The sequence below is a fragment of the Nonomuraea sp. NPDC050310 genome, from assembly GCF_040655795.1.
Taxonomy (GTDB): Bacteria; Actinomycetota; Actinomycetes; order Streptosporangiales; family Streptosporangiaceae; genus Nonomuraea.
Genome location: NZ_JBFAKP010000020.1, coordinates 20,097 through 40,974 on the forward strand (window position 1 = coordinate 20,097; position 20,878 = coordinate 40,974).

At 71.8% G+C, this 20,878-nt stretch carries 17 protein-coding genes; 14 read left to right on the forward strand and 3 right to left on the reverse strand.

Annotated elements, in window-relative coordinates:
* The first annotated feature begins 107 nt into the window (after window positions 1-107).
* The 11 genes from AB0I67_RS33280 (at window position 108) to AB0I67_RS33330 (ending at window position 13,150) form a co-directional block, all read left to right on the forward strand.
* Window positions 108-854, forward strand: coding sequence for an IclR family transcriptional regulator (locus AB0I67_RS33280; protein ID WP_357931783.1), 747 nt, complete (start codon window positions 108-110; stop codon window positions 852-854).
* A gap of 172 nt (window positions 855-1,026) precedes the next feature.
* Window positions 1,027-2,979 (forward strand): hypothetical protein, encoded by a 1,953-nt coding sequence (locus AB0I67_RS33285; protein WP_357931786.1) that lies wholly within the window; start codon window positions 1,027-1,029, stop codon window positions 2,977-2,979.
* Between the two features lie 20 nt (window positions 2,980-2,999).
* A complete protein-coding gene (locus tag AB0I67_RS33290) occupies window positions 3,000-5,072 on the forward strand; it encodes a hypothetical protein (RefSeq protein ID WP_357931789.1) in 2,073 nt (690 codons plus the stop codon).
* On the forward strand, window positions 5,073-6,293 hold the full coding sequence (locus AB0I67_RS33295) for a Gfo/Idh/MocA family oxidoreductase (protein WP_357931792.1): 1,221 nt from the start codon (window positions 5,073-5,075) through the stop codon (window positions 6,291-6,293). It begins immediately after the preceding gene.
* A 12-nt stretch (window positions 6,294-6,305) separates the two neighbouring features.
* The gene (locus tag AB0I67_RS33300; protein ID WP_357931795.1) at window positions 6,306-7,547 is read left to right on the forward strand and encodes a sugar ABC transporter substrate-binding protein; all 1,242 of its coding nucleotides are present in this window, start codon (window positions 6,306-6,308) and stop codon (window positions 7,545-7,547) included.
* Window positions 7,544-8,392, forward strand: coding sequence for a sugar ABC transporter permease (locus AB0I67_RS33305; RefSeq protein WP_357931797.1), 849 nt, complete (start codon window positions 7,544-7,546; stop codon window positions 8,390-8,392). Before AB0I67_RS33300 ends, AB0I67_RS33305 begins: the two co-directional genes overlap by 4 nt.
* Entirely contained in the window at window positions 8,389-9,231 is an 843-nt protein-coding gene (locus AB0I67_RS33310; RefSeq protein WP_357931799.1) for a carbohydrate ABC transporter permease, read from the forward strand. Before AB0I67_RS33305 ends, AB0I67_RS33310 begins: the two co-directional genes overlap by 4 nt.
* Complete coding sequence (locus tag AB0I67_RS33315; protein WP_357931802.1) at window positions 9,231-10,241, forward strand: NAD-dependent epimerase/dehydratase family protein; 1,011 nt, start codon at window positions 9,231-9,233, stop codon at window positions 10,239-10,241. Before AB0I67_RS33310 ends, AB0I67_RS33315 begins: the two co-directional genes overlap by 1 nt.
* Window positions 10,241-11,302, forward strand: coding sequence for a dihydrodipicolinate synthase family protein (locus tag AB0I67_RS33320; RefSeq protein ID WP_357931805.1), 1,062 nt, complete (start codon window positions 10,241-10,243; stop codon window positions 11,300-11,302). The genes AB0I67_RS33315 and AB0I67_RS33320 overlap by 1 nt, the downstream gene beginning before the upstream one ends.
* A 1-nt stretch (window position 11,303) precedes the next feature.
* Entirely contained in the window at window positions 11,304-12,263 is a 960-nt protein-coding gene (locus AB0I67_RS33325; RefSeq protein ID WP_357931808.1) for a hydroxyacid dehydrogenase, read from the forward strand.
* 26 nt (window positions 12,264-12,289) lie between these two features.
* Window positions 12,290-13,150 carry a GNAT family N-acetyltransferase gene (locus AB0I67_RS33330; protein WP_357931811.1) on the forward strand — a complete coding sequence of 287 codons (861 nt, stop codon included), beginning with the start codon at window positions 12,290-12,292 and terminating at the stop codon, window positions 13,148-13,150.
* Between the two features lie 30 nt (window positions 13,151-13,180).
* Here the strand turns inward: AB0I67_RS33330 and AB0I67_RS33335 are convergent, their stop codons facing one another.
* On the reverse strand, window positions 13,181-17,521 hold the full coding sequence (locus AB0I67_RS33335; protein ID WP_357931813.1) for a GH92 family glycosyl hydrolase: 4,341 nt from the start codon (window positions 17,519-17,521) through the stop codon (window positions 13,181-13,183).
* 126 nt (window positions 17,522-17,647) lie between these two features.
* Window positions 17,648-18,214 (reverse strand): RDD family protein, encoded by a 567-nt coding sequence (locus tag AB0I67_RS33340; protein ID WP_357931816.1) that lies wholly within the window; start codon window positions 18,212-18,214, stop codon window positions 17,648-17,650.
* Between the two features lie 89 nt (window positions 18,215-18,303).
* On the opposite strand from AB0I67_RS33340, the gene AB0I67_RS33345 reads away from it, so the two are divergent.
* The 3 genes from AB0I67_RS33345 (at window position 18,304) to AB0I67_RS33355 (ending at window position 20,420) form a co-directional block, all read left to right on the forward strand.
* Window positions 18,304-18,672 (forward strand): hypothetical protein, encoded by a 369-nt coding sequence (locus tag AB0I67_RS33345; protein WP_357931819.1) that lies wholly within the window; start codon window positions 18,304-18,306, stop codon window positions 18,670-18,672.
* Window positions 18,673-18,757: 85 nt separating this feature from the next.
* Window positions 18,758-20,182: a type I glutamate--ammonia ligase gene (gene glnA / locus AB0I67_RS33350; RefSeq protein WP_357931822.1), complete on the forward strand. Its 1,425-nt coding sequence runs from the start codon at window positions 18,758-18,760 to the stop codon at window positions 20,180-20,182.
* A gap of 88 nt (window positions 20,183-20,270) precedes the next feature.
* Window positions 20,271-20,420 (forward strand): GPGG-motif small membrane protein, encoded by a 150-nt coding sequence (locus AB0I67_RS33355; protein WP_357931825.1) that lies wholly within the window; start codon window positions 20,271-20,273, stop codon window positions 20,418-20,420.
* A gap of 28 nt (window positions 20,421-20,448) precedes the next feature.
* On the opposite strand, the gene AB0I67_RS33360 is transcribed toward AB0I67_RS33355, so the two are convergent.
* Entirely contained in the window at window positions 20,449-20,862 is a 414-nt protein-coding gene (locus AB0I67_RS33360) for an ATP-binding protein (RefSeq protein WP_357931828.1), read from the reverse strand.
* Window positions 20,863-20,878: the final 16 nt, after the last annotated feature.

A 20,878-nucleotide genomic window follows, 5' to 3' on the forward strand; every position in this document is an offset into this window, starting at 1 on the left:
GGAGGACGATAAACAGCCATGAGGCTGCGTGTCAACGGGGACAGCGGCTAAGCTGTTCGGCTGTGACGAACACCCCTGCTGAGGATTCGCGTTATTGGGTGCGGAGCGTGGCCCGTGCCGCCGAAGTGCTGGAGGCCCTGGCGCGCAGCCACGGGCACGAGGGCATGAGCGTGACCGACCTCGCCGCCGCCTGCGGACTGAGCAAGAGCGCCGCCTTCGCCACCCTGTACACGCTGCGCCAGTACGGGCTGGTCGCCGACGACGGCGAGGGCATGAACCGGCGCTACCGGCTCGGCATGGGCCTGGCCAGGCTCGGCGCCCGCGCCCAGGACCAGCTCAGCCTGCGCGACGTGGCCCGGCCCGCGCTGGTCGAGCTGACCCGGCTGACCGGGATGAACTCCCGGCTGGCCGTGCCGGACAACGGCCAGGCGGTCGTGGTCGACCAGGTCAGCAACGGCGAGCGCATCCAGGTCGACCTGCGGATGGGCACCCGGGAACTGCCGCACTGCACCGGGCTGGGCAAGGCGCTGCTGGCCGAGATGGACGACGCCGAGGTCGCCGAGCTGGTCGGCCGGATCGGCCTGCCGTACCGCACCGGGCACACGATCACCGAGCTGCCCGTGCTGCTGGCGCACCTGCGGACCGTGCGCGAGCTGGGCTACGCGGTCGACGACGAGGAGGACGCCGACGGCGTCTTCTGCATCGGCAGCGCGTTGCGCGACCACACCGGCGCCTGCGTCGGCGCGATCAGCATCACCTCGCTCAAGCGTGACCTGCCGGCCTGGCGCTACCAGGAGCTCGGCAGCCAGGTCAGGACCGCCGCCGAGCGCATCTCCCGGGAACTCGGCGCTTGACAGACCCCCCGGCGCTTGTTTAGCGTCCTCGCCAATCGTTTCGGGCGAATTCTCTGGCTCCCGTCGCGCCGCAGCCCCGGCGCCGGAAGTTCTGGCCAGCAGCACCGCCGCCTGCACGCCTTCCCTGCGTGTCGCCCGGCATGGACCCCCTTGATCCGAAGGCCAGAACCCCATGAAACAGGTGGCCGGCGTCGCGCGCCTGCTCGCGCTCGATGCCTCCAAACTCGCCGACGGCACGCTCGTCCGTGTCGCCGGCTACCACGCCCCGGGCGACGGGGGCGGGATGCTGGTGCGCTGGGACGCGGCTTCCACCGCCCCGGCCAACGGCGGCACCGTCCTGGGCGGCTCCCGGAAGGGCCGCTGGCACCAGTTGCACGACGGATGCCTGGATTTCCGGACATTCGGCATCTTCAACGCCGACACCCCCGCCGACGACGCGCTCGACGCCATGGTCAACGACCCCGCGGTCGCCCGTATCGAGGCCCACAGCGACCTGAACTTCGTCCGGCGGCACACCTTCCGCCGCTCCGGCCTGGAGCTCGACTTCGGCGGCCACCTGGTGAGCACCGAGGGCATCGAGAAGAACGCGCACGACAACCCGTTCGGCGCGGTGCTCTTCTTCCAGGGCGAGCGGACCGACACCACGCTCACCACCACCCTGACCGCTCCCATGCCGGATATGTCCGATATCTTCGAGGCGGATTCGAGCAGGTTCCAGGTCGGCCAGTGGTGGACCGTCGAGGTCGACCCGCTGGCCGGGAAGTACGAGCGCGAAGTGCAACGGCTGGTCCAGGTCACCCAGATCGTCGACGCGACCCACATCCGCGTCGGCTACAAGAACGGCTGGGACCTGGCGCCCGGCCGCACGCTCACCTGGACCAGGGTCCACCCGGTCGAGCGCGTGCACGTGCGCAACCTGCGCTTCACCGGCGTGCCCGCGGGCGACCAGTACACCGGCTCGCACCCGCTGGCCTACGAGTACGCCGTGCACTGCGACGCCTCCGACATCCACGCCACCGGCTCGTTCTGGCCGGTGATCATGCGCCGCTGGAACACCCACTTCACCACCCGCCGCTGCAGCCTGAAGAACCCGCCCACCGTCATGTACGGCGGAGCCGGCTACCTCACCCAGCAGATCTACTGCCTCTACGGCCACGTCGCCGACTGCACCACCTCCAACGTCCGCCACCTCAACGACTTCACCGCCAGCGCCTACTGCACGGTCGAGAACTGCCACGGCGACGGCGACGACGAGGGCGGCAACCCCTTCACCACGCACGGCCAGTACGAGCACGACCTGGTCTTCACCGGCAACTCCGGCCTGATGGACCTGGCCAACTCCGGCGCGCTGTGGGGCACCAGCGCCAAGCGGATCACCGTCCGCAAGCACCTGTGCTCCTGGTTCGTCGCGATCACCAAGATCACCGACCTGACCCTGGAGGACGTGCGGGTCATCCCCCGCTCAACCTTCGACCCGGCCGGAACGCTCCAGGTCAACGCGGACGGCGTCCAGATGCGCGGCTGCACCGCGAAGACCTTCGCCATCGGCCAGCGCTCCAACCGCTCCGGCCGCCCCAACGTGATCGAGGGCTGCGCCTTCGACCTGCCCAAGGACCAGGTCGTCGTGCAGACCCCGGTCAGCAACCCGGTGCACTTCAAGGAGTGCGTCTTCACCGGCCTGGACGGCGCGACCCTGCGCGGCTCCGGCCCGCTGACCTTCACCGGCTGCACCCTGTCCGGCACGGACCTCACCCTGGGCAGCGCCCGCACGGTCGTCACCGGCGGCCGGATCGACGGGGTGCGGGTCAAGCTGAGCGCGGTCCGCGACCAGTCGCTGCGGCTGCAGGGCGTCGAGCTCGAGGACGCCACGCTCACCCGCGCCGAGGGCCCGGGCCGCACCTCGTGGGAGCTGGCCGGTTGCCGCAGCACCACCGAGGGCGCCCACCTCGACCTCACCACCGGCGACAACCGCTACGTGGCCACCGGCAGCTCCTTCACCGGCGGCCGGCTCGTGCTGAGCGCCGCCTCCGCGCTGCTGCACAGCGGCAACGTCGAAGAGCGCGTCGAGCGCGCTTTACCGCAACCCGGACCGCGTGTTCTGGTCGCCCGCACCCTCACGGTCTGACACCCCCCAAAGGAACCCCCATGGAACGTCGTGACATCCTGCGTGTCTCCGGCCTGGCCGCCGTCGGCACCGCCCTGCTGGCCAAGCCCGCGCTCGCCGACCCGGTGAAGAAGCCGAAGGACGAGGTCCAGGCCGTCGGCACCGTCGCCGAGCTGCTCGCCTTCGAGGCCGGCAAACTGGAGGACGGCACCCTCGTCCAGGTCGCCGGCTACCACTCCCCCGGCGACGGCGGCGGCATGCTCGTGCGCTGGGACGCCGCCGCCACCGCCCCGGCCAACGGCGGCACCGTCCTGGGCGGCGCGGCGAAGGGCCGCTGGCGGCAACTCCACGACGGCACGCTCGACTTCCGGACCTTCGGCCTCTTCGACGCCAAGGCCCCCGCCGACGACGCGCTCGACGCCATGGTCGGCGACCCGGCGGTCTCCCGCATCGAGGCCCACACCGACCTCAACTTCGTCCGCCGCCACACTTTCACCCGCTCCGACCTGGTCCTCGACTTCGGCGGCCACCTGATGAGCACCGAAGGCATCGAGAGGGCCGGCGCCGACGACCCGTTCGCCGCCGTGCTCTTCTTCCGCGGCAAGGTCACCGACACCAAGCACACGCACACCCTCACCCAGGTCATGCCCGACCTGTCGGACGTCTTCGAGGTCGGCGACTCGGCCCGGTTCAAGGTCGGCGAGTGGTGGGCCGCCGAGGTCAACCAGGCCACCGGCCGCTGGGAGCGCGAGCTGCAGAAGCTCGTCGAGGTCACCCAGATCGTCAGCCCGACGCAGATCCGGGTCAACTACAAGAACGGCTGGGAGCTCAAGGCCGGGCGGGCCATCACCTGGACGCTGGTCGAGCCGGTGGCCCGTGTGCACGTGCGCAACCTGCGCTTCAAGGGCGTCGTGCCCGGCGACCAGTACACCGGCTCGCACCCGCTGGCCTACGAGTACGCCGTGCACTGCGATGTGGCCGACATCCACGCGGAAGGCAGCTTCTGGCCGGTCATCATGCGCCGCTGGGCCACCCACTTCCGCACCGACCGGTGCACGCTGAAGAACCCGGCCAGCGTCACCTGGGGCGGAGCCGGCTATCTGACCCAGCAGATCTACTGCCTCTACGGCCACGTCGCCGACTGCCACGTGGCCAACTCCCGGCACCTGAACGACTGGACCGCCAGCGCCTACTGCTACGTGGACAACTGCCACGGCGACGGCGACGACCAGGGCCCCTTCGTCACCCACGGCCAGTACGAGCACGACCTGGTCTACACCGGCAACTCCGGCCTGATGACCTTCGCCAACTCCGGCGCGGCCTGGGGCTCGGCGGCCAAGCGCATCACCGTGCGCAAGCACGTCTGCTCGTGGTTCGTGGCCCGGGTCAAGGTCACCGACCTGACCCTGGAGGACGTCCAGGTCATCGGCAAGCCGTCGCTCAGCGGCTCGGGCATGATCTGGGTCAACGCCGACGGCCTGCAGATGCGCGGCTGCTCGGCCAGCCACACGCTGATCGTCTCGCAGGCCTCCAAGCTGTCCGGCCGGCCCAACCTGATCGACGGCTGCACCTTCACGATGCCCGCCAAGAGCGAGATCGTGCAGGCCAACGTCACCAGCCCGGTGCACATCAGCCGCTCGGTCTTCCACGGCCTGGACGGCAACGCCATCAACGGCGCCGACGTGCGCTGCACCGCCGTGACCTTCAACGCCGCGCAGAACGCCGCCCCGCTCACCTTCGCCGGCGCCCTCGCGCTGACCGGCTGCGCGGTCAACGGGCTCGGGCTGCGCGCGGCGGGCAAGGCCGACCAGCGGGTCCGCCTCGACGGCGGCACCGAGGTCGGCGCCGAGGGCGCCCTGCTGTCCAGGGCGGACGCGACCGGCCTGGTGTCCTGGGAGCTCAACGGCTACCGGGGCCGGACGTCTGGCTCGCAGGCGCTGCTGGAGTCCGGCCGCAACCGCTGGCTGGCCACGGGCAGCCAGTTCGCCGGCGGCAAGCTGACGATCAAGGCGTTCGAGGTCGTGCAGCACACCGCCAACGTCGAGGAGGGCGTGACGCGGGAGCTGCCCGCCGACGGCCCCAAGGTCCTCACTTCAGGAAATCTGGTGATCTAGTTGCGCACAGTCACGCTGGCAGTCGCGGGAGCTGGCAACCGGGGGCAGACCTACGCCTCCTGGATCGCCCGCCACCCCGAGCGCGCCACCCTGACCGCGGTGGCCGACCCCGACCCCGCCCGCCGCGCCAAGCTGGCCGGGCCGGGCGTGCGGGAGTTCGGCGACTGGCGGGAACTGCTGGAGGAGCGCGTCGCCGACGCGGTCGTCCTGTCCACCCAGGACCGGCTCCACGTCGAACCGGCGATCGCGCTGGCCCGGGCGGGCTACGCGCTGCTGATGGAGAAGCCGCTGGCGCCCACCGAGGAGGAGTGCCGCCGCATCGTCGAGGCGGTCTCCGAGACCGGCGTGCTCTTCGCCGTCTGCCACGTGCTGCGCTACACCCCCTACACCGCCCTGGTGAAGCAGGTCGTCGACAGCGGCGTGCTCGGCGCGATCATGAGCGTCGAGCACCTGGAGCCGGTCGGCTGGTGGCACCACGCGCACTCCTACGTGCGCGGCCCCTGGCGCCGGGAGGACCTGGCCAGCCCGATGCTGCTGGCCAAGTCCAGCCACGACCTCGACTGGCTGGCCTACGTGACCGGCCTGCGGATCGAGCGGGTCTCCAGCTTCGGCTCGCTCGGCCACTTCCGGCCCGAGCGGCGGCCGGCCGAGGCCGCCGATCGTTGCCTGGACTGCCCGATCGAGCCGAGCTGCCCCTACTCGGCGCCCCGCCTCTACCTCGGCCGCGGCTACGACTGGCCCACCAGCCTGCTCGGCTCCACCGAGGCGCAGGTCATGGAGTCGCTCCGCACCGGACCGTACGGCAGGTGCGTCTACGACTGCGACAACGACGTGGTCGACCACCAAGTGCTGGCGATGGAGCTGACCGGCGGGGCCACCGCCACCTTCACCATGACCGCCTTCACCGAACAGACCCACCGGCAGACCAGGATCTTCGGCACGCACGGCCGCCTGGCCGGCGACGGGGAGTCGGTCGAGGTGCTCGACTTCCGCGACAGCCGTACCACCAGGCACACCACCGGGAACTCCGGCTCGAACGCCGGGGACGGCCACGGCGGCGGGGACGACGGCGTGATGGACGCCTTCGTCTCCGCGCTGGCCACCGGCGACCGCACCCACGTGCGCTCGGACCACACCGAGTCGCTCCACAGCCACCTCGCGGTCTTCGCCGCCGAGCGGGCCCGCCACAGCGGCACGGTCGTCACCGTGCCCGCGTCCTGAGAGGAAACCCCCATGCGCATCCGTGCCCTGGCCGCCGCCGCGCTGGCCACCGCGTCCCTGTCCTCCACCCTGGCCGCCTGTTCGTCCGGCGGAGGCGACGCCGCGGGCGAGAAGCAGACCGTGACGATGTGGATCTATCCCGTCATCGCCGACCAGGCCAAGCACCAGGCCTTCTGGGACGAGCAGGCCAAGGCGTTCGAGGCCGCCAACCCGGCGATCGACGTCAAGGTGGAGATCTACCCGTGGGCCAAGCGGGACGAGGCCCTGGCCACCGCGATCGCCGGCAACAAGGCGCCCGACGTGGTCTACCTGATCCCCGACCAGCTCCCCAAGTACGCCAAGACGCTGGAGCCGGTCGACGGCTACCTGACCGACAAGGGCGACTACCGGGACAACGCCCTGAAGTCGGTCACCATGGACGGCAAGGTGCTCGGCGCGCCGATCCTGATGTCGTCCAACCCGCTGGTCTGCAACCAGAAGGCGTTCGACGCCGCCGGCGTCACCGAGTTCCCCAAGACCTGGGACGACCTGATGAAGCTGGCCCCCGCCTTCAAGGCCAAGGACATCGACGTCACCAACTACTGGGCCGACCCGGCCGCCACCCTGAACCAGTCGTTCTACCCGCTGCTGTGGCAGGCCGGCGGCGACGTCTTCGCCCCCGACGGCAAGTCGGTCGCCTTCGGCGGGCCCGAGGGCGTCAAGGCGCTGACGCTGCTCAAGCAGCTCGCCGACGGCGGCTTCGTGGAGAAGGACCTGCTCACCGGCCTGCCCAAGTTCGAGCAGACCCGCACCGCGCAGAACAAGGTGGCCTGCACCTGGCAGCAGTTGCCCGGCGACGTCGAGTCCTTCTGGGGCAAGGAGAACGTCAAGGTGCAGCCGCCGCTGACCGGCGCCAAGCAGGTCGCCTACGGCACGGTCGGCTCGCTGTCGCTGCTGAAGGGCTCCGACGTCAAGGAGGCGGCCGGCAAGTGGATCGGCTTCGCGACCGGCGCGGCCCCGAGCAAGTCCTTCAACCTGGCCTCGAACTACTTCTCGCCCCGCAAGTCGACCGGCGCCCTGTACGCCGCAGACCCGGTGCAGTCGGCCGTCGAGCAGACCCTCGACCTGACCACCGCCGGACCCCTGCACGAGAAGGCCCGTGACGTCATGGGCGTGCTCGCGCCGGAGATCCAGGCCGCGCTGATCGGCAAGAAGACGCCGGAGCAGGCGCTGGCCGACGCGACCGCCGCCGCCGACGCGCTGCTGGGCCGATGAGGGTTCCGCTTCGCTGGGAAGCGCGGACCGGACTGCTGTTCGTCCTGCCGTGCCTCCTGCTCTTCCTGGCCTTCCGCTTCGGCCCGTCGATCGCGGGGGTGCTGCTCGGCTTCTTCGAGTTCGGGATCGGCGACACCCCGTCCTGGACCGGCCTGGACAACTACCGGCGGATGGCGGCCGACCCGGTCTTCTGGGAGTCGCTGCGGATCACGCTGATCTACACCGTGCTCTACGTGCCGGCCTCGATCGCCGCCTCGGTGGGCATGGCGTTGCTGGTGCGCCGCTCCTTCCGCGGCGTGCGCTTCTTCCGCTCGGTGTTCTTCCTGCCGGTGGTCACCAGCCTGGTGCTGGCCGGAACCGTCTTCACCTGGCTGTTCTCCTCCGAGGGCCCGATCACCAAGCTGACCGGCGTGTCCTGGCTGGCCTCGCCGACGCTGGTGCTGCCCGCGCTGGTGCTGGTCTCGGTCTGGTCGAGGTTCGGGTACGGCATGCTGATCATCCTGGCCCGGCTGCAGGACCTGCCGCGCGAGCTGGAGGAGGCCGCGCTCACCGACGGCGCCTCCACCTGGCAGCGTTTCCGCCACATCGTCGCCCCGCAGCTCCGCCCGGCGTTGTTCTTCGTCGCGGTGATCGAGACCACGAACTCCTTCCAGGTCTTCGACCTGGTCTACGTGATGACCGGCGGCGGCCCCGCGCACGGCAGCTACACCCTGGTGATGGCCCTGTACGAGCAGGCGTTCAAGAACTTCGACTTCGGCTACGCCAGCGCCATCGGCGTCGCGCTGTTCGTCATGACCCTCGTGGTCGCGCTGATCCAGCGCCTGGTGATCGGGAGGACCAAGTGAAGCCTCGGCCGTACCGCGCGCTGGAGCCCACCCGCGGCGGCAAGATCGCCCGGATCGCGCTGCTGGCGGTCGCCACCCCGGTGACGCTCTTCCCGTTCTACGCGATGGTCGTGCTCTCCCTGAAGCCGGGCGCGGCGGTCACCTTCCCGGAGAGCATGCTGCCCTGGCCGGTGGACTTCGCCGCCTACGGCGAGGTGCTGGCCGGGCGCGACCTGCTCAAGTGGACGGTGAACACGCTGATCTACTCGGTGGTCAGCGTCGTGGCCGTGCTGCTGCTGGCCTCGCTGGCCGGCTACGCCTTCGCCAAGAAGCGCTTCCCCGGCCGCGAGCCGATCTTCTGGTCGTTCCTGGCCATGGTGATGGTCCCCTACCACGTCACACTGATCCCGACCTTCGTGCTCATCGCCGAGCTGGGCGGCGTCGACACCTACTGGGGCCTGATCCTGCCGACGCTGGCCAACGCCCAGGCGGTCTTCCTGATGCGGCAGTTCATCATGGGCCTGCCGGACGAGCTGTTCGAGGCCGCGCGGCTGGACGGCGCCTCGGAGTGGCGCATCTTCACCCGCATCGTGCTGCCGCTGTGCAAGCCGATCCTGGCCACGCTGGGCGTCTTCGTCTTCCTGTGGCACTGGAACGACCTGCTGTGGCCGCTCATCGTCGGCGGCAGCGCCGACATGCGCACCCTCACCGTCGGCATCGCCTCGCTGCACCAGGAGAACGTGCCGCTCAGCGTGGTCCTGGCCGGGGCGACCGTGGCCTTCGTGCCGATCTTCGCCGCCTACCTGGTCGGCCAGCGCTACTTCACCGAAGGAGTCACCATGTCAGGAATCAAGGGCTGATGTTCGCTTCTGTCGAGGAACTGGAAGAACGCCTGACCCGGCCGTCGGAGGCGCTGGTCGCCTCGCTCGCGACCGGCTCCGGCGACCTGGCCGTGCTGGGCGCGGGCGGCAAGATGGGGCCGACGCTGTGCCGGCTCGCGCGGCGCGGCCTGGACGCCGCCGGGCGCGGCGGGGACCGCGTGCTGGCCGTCTCCCGCTGGTCCGACGCCACCGCCGCCGCCGAGCTGGCCGCGCTCGGCGTGGAGATCGTGCCGGCCGACCTGCTCAACGGCGACCTGCGCGAGCTGCCGGAGGCCGCCGACGTGGTCTTCATGGTGGGGGCCAAGTTCGGGACGTCGGCTTCGCCGTACCTGGCGTGGATCGTGAACGCGGCGCTGCCCGCGCGGGTGGCCGAGCGGTACGGCACGGCCCGGATCGCCGCCTTCTCCACCGGCAACGTCTACCCGCTCTCGCGCACCGGCTCGGTGGAGAGCGACCCCGTCGGGCCGGTCGGCGAGTACGCGATGAGCTGCCTCGGCCGCGAGCGCGTCTTCGAGCACGCCGCCGCGCAGGGCGCCCGGGTGTCGATCCTGCGCCTGAACTACGCGGTGGACCTGCGGTACGGCGTGCTGACCGACATCGGGCGGAGCGTGCTGGACGGAGCGCCGGTGGACGTGACGACCGGGCAGGTCAACGTGGTGTGGCAGGGGTATGCCAACGAGGTGGCGTTGCGCTCGCTGGCCGACGCCACCGCGGGGACGCCGTTCGTGCTCAACCTGACCGGCCCGGAGACCGCCTCGGTGCGCCGGCTGGCCGCGGCCTTCGGCGAGCGCTTCGGCGTCGAGGCGGCCTGCGTCGGCGCCGAGGCCGAGACCGCGCTGCTCAACGACGCCACCGAGTGCCACCGGCGCTACGGCTACCCGGACGTGCCGCTCGGCACGCTGCTCGACTGGCAGGCGGCCTGGCTGGCCGCCGGGCTGCCCACCTCGGGCAAGCCGACCAAGTTCGCGGTCAGGGACGGGAGGTTCTGATGCTGGACGTGCTCAGGGCCGGGACGGTCATCCCGGCGCACCCGCTGGCGCTCACCGCCGAGCGGGCCTTCGACGAGCGGCGGCAGGCGGCGCTGACCCGCTACTACCTGGCCGCGGGGGCGGGCGGACTGGCCGTGGGGGTGCACACCACGCAGTTCGAGATCCGCCAGGCCGGGCTGCTGGAGCCGGTGCTCCGGCTCGCCGCCGACGTCGCCCGCGAAACCCGGCCCACCGGCGAGGCCCGGAGCACCGAGGCCGGGCGCGAGGCGCGGCCCGCCGAAGCCGGCGGCGAGGGCCGGTCCGCTGCCGGGCCGGTGCTGATCGCGGGGGCCTGCGGGCCGGTGGCGCAGGCGGTCGCGGAGGCCGAGCTGGCCGCGTCACTGGGCTACCACGCGGTGCTGCTGTCCCCCGTGGTGCCCGGCGCGTCGGAGGCCGACCTGCTGGCCCGCGCCGCCGCGGTGGGCGAGGTGCTACCGGTGGTCGGCTTCTACCTGCAGACCGCGATCGGCGGCCCCGAACTGTCCCGCGCGTTCTGGCGGGACCTCGCCGCCCAGCCCTCGACGGTGGCGATCAAGGTGGCCGCCTTCGACCGCTACCGCTCCCTCGACGTGGCCCACGGCGTCGCCGCCTCCGACCGCGCCGGCCAGGTCGCCCTGTACACCGGCAACGACGACCACATCATCGCCGACCTGCTCGCCGACCTCCCGGGCGGGCTGCGCTTCGCCGGCGGCCTGCTCGGCCAGTGGGCGGTCTGGACCAAGGCGGCCGTGGACCTGGTCGCCGACCTGGAGCGGAACCCCGCGCTGTGGGCCCGCCGGGCGAGCGCCCTGACCGACGCCAACTCGGCCGTCTTCGACACCGCCCACGCCTTCCGCGGCTGCATCGCCGGGGTGCACGAGGTGCTGCGCCGCCAGGGGCTGCTGGCCGGGACCTGGTGCCTCGACCCGGCGGAGGGCCTGTCGCCCGGCCAGGCCGAGGAGCTGACCAGGGTCGCCGCGGCCTACCCGTGGCTGACCGACGACGCGTTCGTGGCCGAGCACCTCGACGAGTGGCTGCGCTGACATGGCCGCCGCGAAAGTGCTGGTCAGCGTCTCCCCCGAGCTGCGGGCGCAGTTCTTCCCCGACCCGGCGGCGCTGCGGGCGCTCGGCGAGGTGACCCTGCTCGACACCCACGCCGGGCTCGCCGAGGCGCTGCCCGGCGCCGAGGTGCTGGTCACCTCGTGGGGCATGCCGCCGCTGGAGGCCGGGCTGCTCGATCTCGCGCCCGGCCTGCGGCTGGTCGCGCACACCGGGGCGACGGTCAAGCCGTTCGTGACCGAGGAGCTGTGGGCGCGCGGCATCCGGGTGACCCAGGCCGGAGCCGGGATGGCCCGCTCGGTGGCGGAGGTGGCGCTCGCCTTCACCCTCGCGCTGCTGCACCAGGTGCACCGCTTCGACCACGCGCTGCGCGGCGGCATGCCCTGGGCCAGGGCCGAGGACGTGCCCGCGCGGCACGAGATCCTCGGCTGCCCGATCGGCGTCATCGGCGCCTCCCGTACCGGCCGCGCCTACCTCGACCTGGTCACCGCGCTCGGCGCGCGGGTCAAGGTGGCCGACCCGTACCACCCCGGAGCCGTCGAGCTCGACGAACTGCTGGCCACCAGCCGCATCGTCGCCGTGCACGCCCCCGCGCTGCCCGAGACGCGGCACCTGCTCGGCCGCCGCGAGCTGGCCCTCATGCCGGACGGCGCCGGGCTGGTCAACACCGCCCGCTCCTGGCTCGTGGACGAGGCGGCGCTGCTGGCGGAGGTGGCTTCGGGGCGCCTGGACGCGGCGCTCGACGTCTTCGACGAGGAGCCGCTGCCGGTCGGGCACCCGTTCCGCGCGCTGCCGAACGTGTTGCTCACCCCGCACCACGCGGCCGGCACGGTCGAGTGCCGTCGCCGGCAGGGGGACGTGGTCACCGCCGAGATCGCCCGGTTCCTGGCCGGGCATGGCCTGGAGCACGAGGTCACCCGCGACCTGCTGGCCAGGATGGGATGACCGGTTCGCGGCCCTTCGATACGGGCGTGCGCCGTGCCACGCCCGCCGACCGGGGCTCGCTGTACGCGCTGTGGGCGGCGTGCTTCCCCGGCTCGGCGCACGTCCGGCCGCTGTACGAGAGCGACCCCGGACGCTACGAGCGCACCTTCGTCGCCGGGGCGCCGGGCGCGGTGGTGGCGAGCGTCTACTACCTGCCGCGAGCCGTGCGCGACGGGCTCGGCGGGGTCCTGCGGGTCGGCGGCGTGGCCAACGTCGCCACCCTGCCGGAAGCCCGCGGGCAGGGGCTGGCCCGGCGGTTGCTGGAGGCGGCCTGCGCGGCGATGACCGCCGACGGGTGCGCCTGGTCGTTGTTGTTCACCGGGACGCCCGAGGTCTACGCCGGCTGGGAGTCGTTCTCGTTGCCCCTGGTCAGCGGGCCGCTCGCCCCGCCGGTGGCCGGTGCGCCGCCGCTGCGGCGGGCGCACGCCGCCGACCGGCCCGAGCTGGCGGCGCTGTACGAGCGGCACAACGCCGGGCGGCCGCTGACCACCGTGCGCGACCAGGCGCACTGGGCGGTGCGGGTCCCGGTCTGGTACGGCGAGCCGGTCGAGGTGCTGGTGCACTCCGGCGGCTACGCGGCGGTGCGGTGGAGCGGGGACGGGCTGGAGGTGCTGGAGGTCGCCGGGGAGACGGCCTCGGTGTTCGCCTCGCTCACCGCCCTGGCCGCGCGGCGCGGGGTCACCCGGGTGCGGGCCCGCGTCTCGTGGGCGGAGTCCGGCCTGCCGTACCTGCTGGGTGAGGTGCGGCGGGAGAGCGACCGGACCGGGATGGCCCGGCCGCTCCTGGCCGACCCGGCTCCCGTGGTGCGGGCGCCGGGTGCGACACACTGGCCGGCGGACTACTTCTGAGGCGCGGTCACGCCGGCCTGCCGGGACGGGTCAGGCCGGGCGGCACTGGCCGGTGCTCGGGCCGCCGACGGTGTTGGGCAGGCCGTTGTCGGACGGCTTGGGATCGTTGCCGGTGCAGGTCATCGGGCCGCCCACGGTGCTGGCTGCCACGACGGTCGGGCCCCGGTTGCCGGTGAGCGTCACCGGGCCGCGCGAGCGTGACCCTTCGACGGTGAGCTCGCCGGTGGTGCCGGTGGCCGTGATCGGGCCGCCGACGCCGGTGTCCAGCAGCACGACCTGCGCGGCCCCGGTGGCGGTCAGCGGGCCGCCGATGGTCGCGCCCGTCGCCAGCAGCGAGGCGCCCTGCCGTACGGTGACCGGACCGGAGACGGTGGCCCCGGCGGCCAGGCAGGTGACACCGTCCCCGACGGTCAGCGGCCCGCGATGGGTGCCGGTGACGGTCGTGGTGCACGCCGGGTCGGGCGCGGCCAGCAACTCCAGCTCGGCCAGGTTCCCCGAGGCCGCGGTGAGCCGGTAGTGGGCGTAGCGGCCGGGCTGGGCGATGCGGAACGGCCGGGTCTGCCGCCGCCAGTCGAACACCTCGCCCTGGCGCTCGTCGAGGACGGTCCAGGTGGTGCCGTCCAGCGAGCCCTCCAGCTTCCACGCCGGCGGATCGGTGGCCTGGGCGCCGGAGGTCAGGGTGTAGTGGGTGACCCGCTGTCGCGCCCCGGCGACCGCGAGCCGGACCGGGCCGCTGAAGACCGCCTCGGTGGCGGAGGTGTCGTCGCTCAGCGCCGCCGGGCCGCCGGTGACCTTGACGTCGGCCAGCGGAGCGGGCAGCCCGGTGCTGATCGACTTCGGGGCGTCCTCGGGGCGGGTGCCCCACGCCGACGGCTCCGTGCCCATGGTGAAGTCGAGCACCGCGCCCTCGGCCAGCACCGAGTGCGGGATCGAGGTCGAGGTCCACGCCTTGCCGTTGACCTTGAGGGACTGGACGTAGACGGTGGCGTCGGTGTTGCCGGGGGCGTTGACGACGAGCTTCTTGCCGTTGGGCAGGTTCACCGTCGCCTTGGTGAACAGGGGCGAGCCGATGGCCCACTCGGCGCTGCCGACCTGGAGGGGGTAGACGCCGAGCGCCGACAGTAGGTACCAGGCCGACATCTCGCCGTTGTCCTCGTCGCCGGGGTAGCCCTGGCCGATCTCGCTGCCCAGGTAGAGCCGCCGGAGCACCTCGCGCACCAGCGCCTGCGTCTTGTACGGCCGGCCGGCATAGGTGTACATGTACGGGATGTGGTGCGAGGGCTGGTTGGAGTGCCCGTACTGCCCCATCCGCACGTCACGCGCCTCGCGCATCTCGTGGATGACGCCGTTGTAGGAGCCGCCGAAGGTGGCCGTCTCCGGGGTGGCGAAGAACTGGTCGAGCTTGGCGGCCAGCTTGTCCCGCCCGCCGTACAGCGCGGCCAGGCCGGCGCCGTCCTGCGGGGCGTGGAAGGCCATGTTCCAGCCGTTGGTCTCGGCGTAGTCGAAGCCCCACACGCGCGGGTCGTACTGCTCCGGCGCCAGCCGGAAGTTCCCCGCGCCGTCGCGGCCCTGGAAGAAGCCGACCCGCGAGTCGAAGAGCTTGACGTAGTTGAGCGCGCGGTTGCGGAAGTACTCCGCCTCGGCCTGGTAGCGCGCCTGCTCGGCCCCGGTCGCCGTCTTGGCCAGCTCGGTGGCCATGTTGGCGATGCCGAAGTCGTTGAGGTAGCCGTCGAGCGCCCAGCTCAGGCCCTCTTTGGCCAGCTCGCTGGTGGAGGTGTAGCCGAGGAAGGGCGCGGTGCGCATGCCCTTGCGGCCGTAGTTGGCCCGGTCGGGCACCACGGTGGCGTTGCGCACCGCCGCCTGGTAGGCGGCCTTGGCGTCAAAGCCGCGCACGCCCTTGACGTAGGCGTCGGCGAAGGCGACGTCGGAGCTGGTGCCGGGCATCAGGTCGGCGTAGCCGGGCGAGGACCAGCGGGCGATCCAGCCGCCGTCTCGGTACTGCTGCACGAAGCCGTCGACCAGTTCGCCGGCGTTGGGCGCGAGGAGCGAGTAGGCGGGCCACGCCGTACGGAAGGTGTCCCAGAAGCCGTTGTTGACGTAGATCTTGCCGTCGACGATCTTCGACCCGGTCCTGGTCGGGGTGTCCTGGCCGGTCTTCGGGGAGACCGGGCTGGCGTAGCGGAAGCCCTCGGGGGTCTTCTCGAAGCCGGAGTTCGGGTAGAGGAAGAGCCGGTAGAGGTTGGAGTACAGGGTGGTGAGCTGGTCCTCGCTGGCGCCCTCGACCTGGATGATGCCGAGCTTGTCCTCCCACGCCCGCTGGGCCTTCGCCTTGACCTCGTCGAACGGGCCGGCCTCCTGCTCCAGGTTGAGCTTGGCCTGGTCGAGCGAGATGAACGAGGTGGCCAGGCGCAGCTCGACCGTGCGGGCGGCGAAGGCGGCGTAGCCGGTGACGTTGTCGCGGCCCGCGCCGGTCAGCTTGCCGCCGGCGGTGGGGGTCTGGTCGAAGACGCCGTAGACGAACATCCGGCCGTCGCCGGCGTTGTAGCCGCTGGGTGAGTCGGTCCAGCCGGTGACCACGTTGCCGGAGACGGTGAGGCCGCCGTCGTTGTTGATGTTGTCGAAGATGACGCTGCCGGAGTCGGCGGGGAAGGTGAAGCGGAAGACCGCCGCGTGGTCGGTCGGCGTCATCTCGGTCTTGATGCCGTTGGCGAAGGTCACGCTGTAGTAGTGCGCCTTGGCCACCTCGTCGGCGTGCGAGAAGCGCAGCGCCCTGGCCTCGCGCACCGCGCTGGGCCTGGCCAGCGGGGAGGGCATGAGCTGGAAGGACTGCCGGTCGCCCATCCACGGGCTGGGCATGTGGCTGGCGGCGAAGGCCTGGATGGTCGGCACGTTGTCCGGGTTGCCGTTGCGGTGGTACTCGTACACCCAGCTCCGCGAGCCGGAGCCGGTCATCGGGGTCCAGAAGTTGAAGCCGTGCGGGACCGCGGTGGCCGGGAAGTTGTTGCCGCGCGAGAAGCCGTTGCTGGAGTGCGTGCCCCGGGTGGTGAGCACGTAGTCGGCCGGGCTGGTGCGCGTCTCCTGGCGGGCCGGGCCGAGGGTGATGTCGTCCACGTAGCCGCTGAAGGACAGCGGCCCGGCGGGGATGTCCACGGCGAGCAGGATGCGCTTGATCCGCTTGCCCAGGGCGAGCTTGCCGAGCGGGACGCGCTTGAGGTTCCACTGGTCGACCGAGAGCGTCTTGGAGACGCCCTGGCCGCGCGCGCTCGCCTCGGCGCCGTGCTGGTCCTTCGCCTTCAGGTCGCTGAGGTAGGTGCCGTCGTCGAAGGCGAGGTCGAGGGCGGCGTAGGTGCTGGGGTAGGCCAGGTCGCCGTTAGCGAACTCGGGCGCGATCACGTAGGACAGCTCGGTGTCGGCCTTGACCTCGACGTCGGTCTCGAACACCTTGTTGTGCGCGTGGCCGCCCTGGGCCGACAGGGTGCTGCCGGAGTAGCGCAGCGACTTCAGCCCGGTGAAGCCGGCCTTGAACTTCGCCGTCCACGAAGCGCCCGGGCCGAAGTCGACCAGGGTGTTCATCGGGGTGGGCGGCTGGGAGTTCGGGTCGCCGTCGGACAGTTGCAGCTCGGCGAGCTGGATCAGGCCGCCGGAGCCGTTGGCGGTGATGTTGAGCCGGTAGTGGCTGAAGGCCTGCGGGCTGGCGACGTCGAACAGGCGGGTCTCGAAGCGGGCGCTCCAGCTCTGCCCGGTGCGGGTGTCCACCGGGGTCCAGGTCCGGCCGTCGGCCGAGCCCTCCAGCGCCCAGGCGCGCGGGTCGCGCTCGGGGGCGTCGTTGGCGGAGGCCATCGCGTACTTCTTGACGGCGATCGGCTTGGCGAGCTTGACCGCGACCCAGCCGGTCGGCTGGAAGACCAGCCACTTGGTGTTGGTGTCGCCGTCGAACAGGTTCTGCCGCACCTCGCCCGAGCCGGCGTTCTCGCCGCTGGCGGTGATCTCGGTGATCTGGTCGACGATGGTGCCCGGGATGCCGATCCGGCCGGTCACGCCCTCGGCGGGCTTGCCTTCCTCGGCCGTGCTCGTCCAGGTGGGCTGCGGGTCGGCGGCCTCGACCGAGGTGTGGAAGAGCGCGCCGGGCGGGGCCTGGCTCGCCGCGGCGGCGCTGCGGCTCTGGGCGGGCGTCTCGCCGCCCTGGCCGGCGCCGGGTCCGTGGGAGGGCCGGGCGGAGGGCTGGTCGCTGGGGACGGTCTGCGAGGTGGCGGGGCCGGAGCCAGGCGGGTCGCCGGGTGACGGGTCGGCCAGGGCCAGGCCGGGTAAGGCCAGGACGATCGCCGTGGCGGTGGCCGCCGCGACGAGGCCCAGCCGGTGGGGGCTGCGCATGGGGCTGCTCCTGGGGGGGCTGACAACGTTGTCAGCGCGATCTTCAGCCGGAAAAGACAACGTTGTCAACAGGGCACGCGAGAAAGGGCCGCCACCAGCGCGGTGACGGCCCTCCTCCGGCGGGAGCTACATACGCACGACCATCGTGTTGGACACCCGGTCGTGCAGGCCGCGCTGGTCGCGGTCGAAGATCGCCGCCGGGACGACCAGGCAGAGCAGGATCGTGCGGACCAGCACCGGGAACCACCTCGGCCGGCCGCCGTCCATCGCGGCCACCCGGATGCCCATCAGGCGGTGGCCGAACGTCTGGCCGAGCAGGCCGGTGAGCAGCAGGTACTGGGCGGCGAACACCAGGGCGGGCACCCAGGGCGAGCGGCCCGGGTTCACCCCGAGGACGAACTGCGCGATCGCCCAGGTGCAGATCAGCCAGTCGATGACCAGGGCGCCGATGCGCCTGCCGTACCGGGCGATCGACTCGGGACCCTCCTCGGACAGGCCCAGCCGCTCGCCCGGGTAGCCCAGGTCGATCCCGGCCGAGCGCACGCCGCCGATCCAGGTCTGCGTCCACCTCGGCTCGGGCCGCGCGGCCTCCCGCGCCTCCGCGTCCGGCTTGCGCGCGCCCTCGGCCGCCTTCGTGCTCGTACGGCCGGCCGCCCCGGCCTTCGCGGGCCGCCGGGATCGCTGCTTGCTCATGCCCTCCACGGTATCCGCCGTGGTGCGCGGTCGGGATCGTGACCCAACCGCGCTTCACCCGATCCTGCCCCACCCGCATCATTGACTGCATGTCTGACGGGGATGACATCGACGCGCGTTTCGACGAGCTGGTCGCACAGTTCGGCGAACGCGATGTCAAGCGCCTGCGGCGGGAGGCCGGCCGGGGGGCCAGGAGCGCCCGCCCGCGCGGCAGGAGCGGCGCGCCGAGGCGCTCGCGGGGCGCGGTACGCGAGTACGACCGGGTGGCGGCCGGCCGCAGCCCGCACTCGCGGCGCAAGGTCTGGCTGGCGGTGTGGCTGGTGATCGCCCTGATCGCGGCGGCCGGAACCGTCGTGACCGCCGATCCCGACCTGCTCACGCCCAAGGCCGCGCCGACACGCACGCCCGGGCCGGCCGCGACGGTCACCGCAGCGCCACCCTCGCCTGGCGGAGCGTAACAACCTCGAAACAATCGGGACACTGTCCGGAAACCACGCGGTCCTAGCGTCGGGCTGATAACCGGGTCCCTGGGAGGTTTCGAGAGTGTTCAACTCCGCCGACGACGTCCTGAACTACATCGGGGCCGAGGAGGTGCAGTTCGTCGATGTCAGGTTCACCGACCTGCCCGGGACGACGCACCACTTCACCTTCCCGGTGGAAAACTTCACCGCCAGCGTCTTCACCGACGGGCTGATGTTCGACGGCTCGTCCATCCGTGGCTTCCAGGCCATCCACGAGTCGGACATGCTGCTCCTGCCCGACCCGACGACCGCCGTGCTCGACCCGTTCCGGCAGCACAAGACGCTCAACATCAACTTCTTCGTGCACGACCCGCTGACCGGCGAGGCCTACAGCCGCGACCCGCGCAACGTGGCGCGCAAGGCGGAGGAGTACCTCAAGGGCACCGGGATCGCCGACACCGCCTACTTCGGTCCCGAGGCGGAGTTCTACATCTTCGACGACGTGCGCTTCGAGACCCGGCAGAACGCGGGTTACTACTACATCGACTCCATCGAGGGCGCCTGGAACACCGGCAAGGCCTCCGAGGGCGGCAACCTGGGCTACAAGCCGCGCTACAAGGGCGGCTACTTCCCGGTGCCGCCGATGGACCACTTCACCGACCTGCGCAGCGAGATGGTCCGCAACCTCATCGAGTGCGGCATCGACGTGGAGATGCAGCACCACGAGGTCGGCACCGCGGGCCAGGCGGAGATCGACTTCCGGTTCGGCACGCTGCTCAAGACCGCCGACCAGCTCATGCTCTACAAGTACGTGATCAAGAGCACCGCGCTGGAGTACGGCCACACGGTCACCTTCATGCCGAAGCCGATCTTCGGTGACAACGGCTCGGGCATGCACTGCCACCAGTCGCTCTGGAAGGACGGCGCGCCGCTCTTCTACGACGAGGTGGGCTACGCCGGGCTGTCGGACACCGCGCGGTACTACATCGGCGGCCTGCTCAAGCACGCCCCGTCGCTGCTGGCGTTCACCAACCCGACGGTCAACTCCTACCACCGGCTGGTGCCCGGGTACGAGGCGCCGGTCAACCTGGTCTACTCGCAGCGCAACCGCTCGGCCTGCGTCCGCATCCCGATCACCGGGTCGAACCCGAAGGCCAAGCGCATCGAGTTCCGGGTGCCGGACCCGTCGTGCAACCCGTACTTCGCCTTCGCGGCGATGCTGATGGCCGGCATCGACGGCATCCGCAACAAGATCGAGCCGCCGGAGCCCGTGGACAAGGACCTCTACGAGCTGCCGCCGGAGGAGGCCCGCAGCATTCCGCAGGTGCCGGGTTCGCTGCCCGAGGTGCTGGCCGCGCTGGAGGCCGACCACGACTACCTGCTGGAGGGCGGAGTGTTCACCCCCGACCTGATCGAGACGTGGATCGACTACAAGCGCACCAACGAGGTGGACCCGATCCGGCTGCGGCCGCACCCGCACGAGTTCGAGCTCTACTACGACGTCTGACCGCTGACGTGCGAAGGCCCGGGACGCTACGGCGCTCCCGGGCTTCTCGTTCGGCGTTTGCCCGGCCTGGGCCAGGGAAATGTCCGGTATGGCTACTCTCTTGTGGATCATCGCCGTCGTTCTCGTCATCGCCGGCGTCTACGTGCTCATCGCCCGCCGCGACATCCTGTGGGGTGTCGTGCTCATCGTCGTCGGCCTGCTCGTCGGGCCGGGCGGCGTCAGCATCTTCAACCCGTAACCCGTGACCGGTTCCACCGGCCCGGCCGTCAGGGGAGCGCGAAGGTCATCCTGATCGTGGTCCCCTCGGCCGACCGGCGGATGTCCAGGTCCGTCGCCGCGCGCCGGGCCAGCCACAGTCCACGGCCACCTGGGGCGTCGTCCGGCGGCGCCTCATGGCCTTCCGCGTAGCCCCCCGCCCCTGGATCCTTCCACCGGCCCGAGTCACGCACCTCCACGACGAGGTGCCCGTCAGCCCGCCACATGAGCAGGTGCGCGGGCATACTGCCGTGCGTGACCGCGTTGGTCGTCACCTCGTTGACCGCGATGACCAGGTCGACGAGGGAATCGCGGGCCAGACCGTGCCGGCGCGCAACGCGGGTGACCACGTCGCGCAGCCCCGGCAGATCGTCCAGGGTCACAGGGGCCGCCACCAGGTCGGGCGCGAGCGTCGCGTGCTCCATCACTGTCGCGTCCCTC

Coding starts and splice junctions, on each gene's coding strand:
- AB0I67_RS33285 (WP_357931786.1), top strand. CDS start 1,027: ATGAAACAGGTGGCCGGCGTCGCGCGCCTGCTCGCGCTCGATGCCTCC.
- AB0I67_RS33290 (WP_357931789.1), top strand. CDS start 3,000: ATGGAACGTCGTGACATCCTGCGTGTCTCCGGCCTGGCCGCCGTCGGC.
- AB0I67_RS33300 (WP_357931795.1), top strand. CDS start 6,306: ATGCGCATCCGTGCCCTGGCCGCCGCCGCGCTGGCCACCGCGTCCCTG.
- AB0I67_RS33305 (WP_357931797.1), top strand. CDS start 7,544: ATGAGGGTTCCGCTTCGCTGGGAAGCGCGGACCGGACTGCTGTTCGTC.
- AB0I67_RS33315 (WP_357931802.1), top strand. CDS start 9,231: ATGTTCGCTTCTGTCGAGGAACTGGAAGAACGCCTGACCCGGCCGTCG.
- AB0I67_RS33320 (WP_357931805.1), top strand. CDS start 10,241: ATGCTGGACGTGCTCAGGGCCGGGACGGTCATCCCGGCGCACCCGCTG.
- AB0I67_RS33325 (WP_357931808.1), top strand. CDS start 11,304: ATGGCCGCCGCGAAAGTGCTGGTCAGCGTCTCCCCCGAGCTGCGGGCG.
- AB0I67_RS33335 (WP_357931813.1), bottom strand. CDS start 17,521: ATGCGCAGCCCCCACCGGCTGGGCCTCGTCGCGGCGGCCACCGCCACG.
- AB0I67_RS33340 (WP_357931816.1), bottom strand. CDS start 18,214: ATGAGCAAGCAGCGATCCCGGCGGCCCGCGAAGGCCGGGGCGGCCGGC.
- AB0I67_RS33345 (WP_357931819.1), top strand. CDS start 18,304: ATGTCTGACGGGGATGACATCGACGCGCGTTTCGACGAGCTGGTCGCA.
- AB0I67_RS33355 (WP_357931825.1), top strand. CDS start 20,271: ATGGCTACTCTCTTGTGGATCATCGCCGTCGTTCTCGTCATCGCCGGC.
- AB0I67_RS33360 (WP_357931828.1), bottom strand. CDS start 20,862: ATGGAGCACGCGACGCTCGCGCCCGACCTGGTGGCGGCCCCTGTGACC.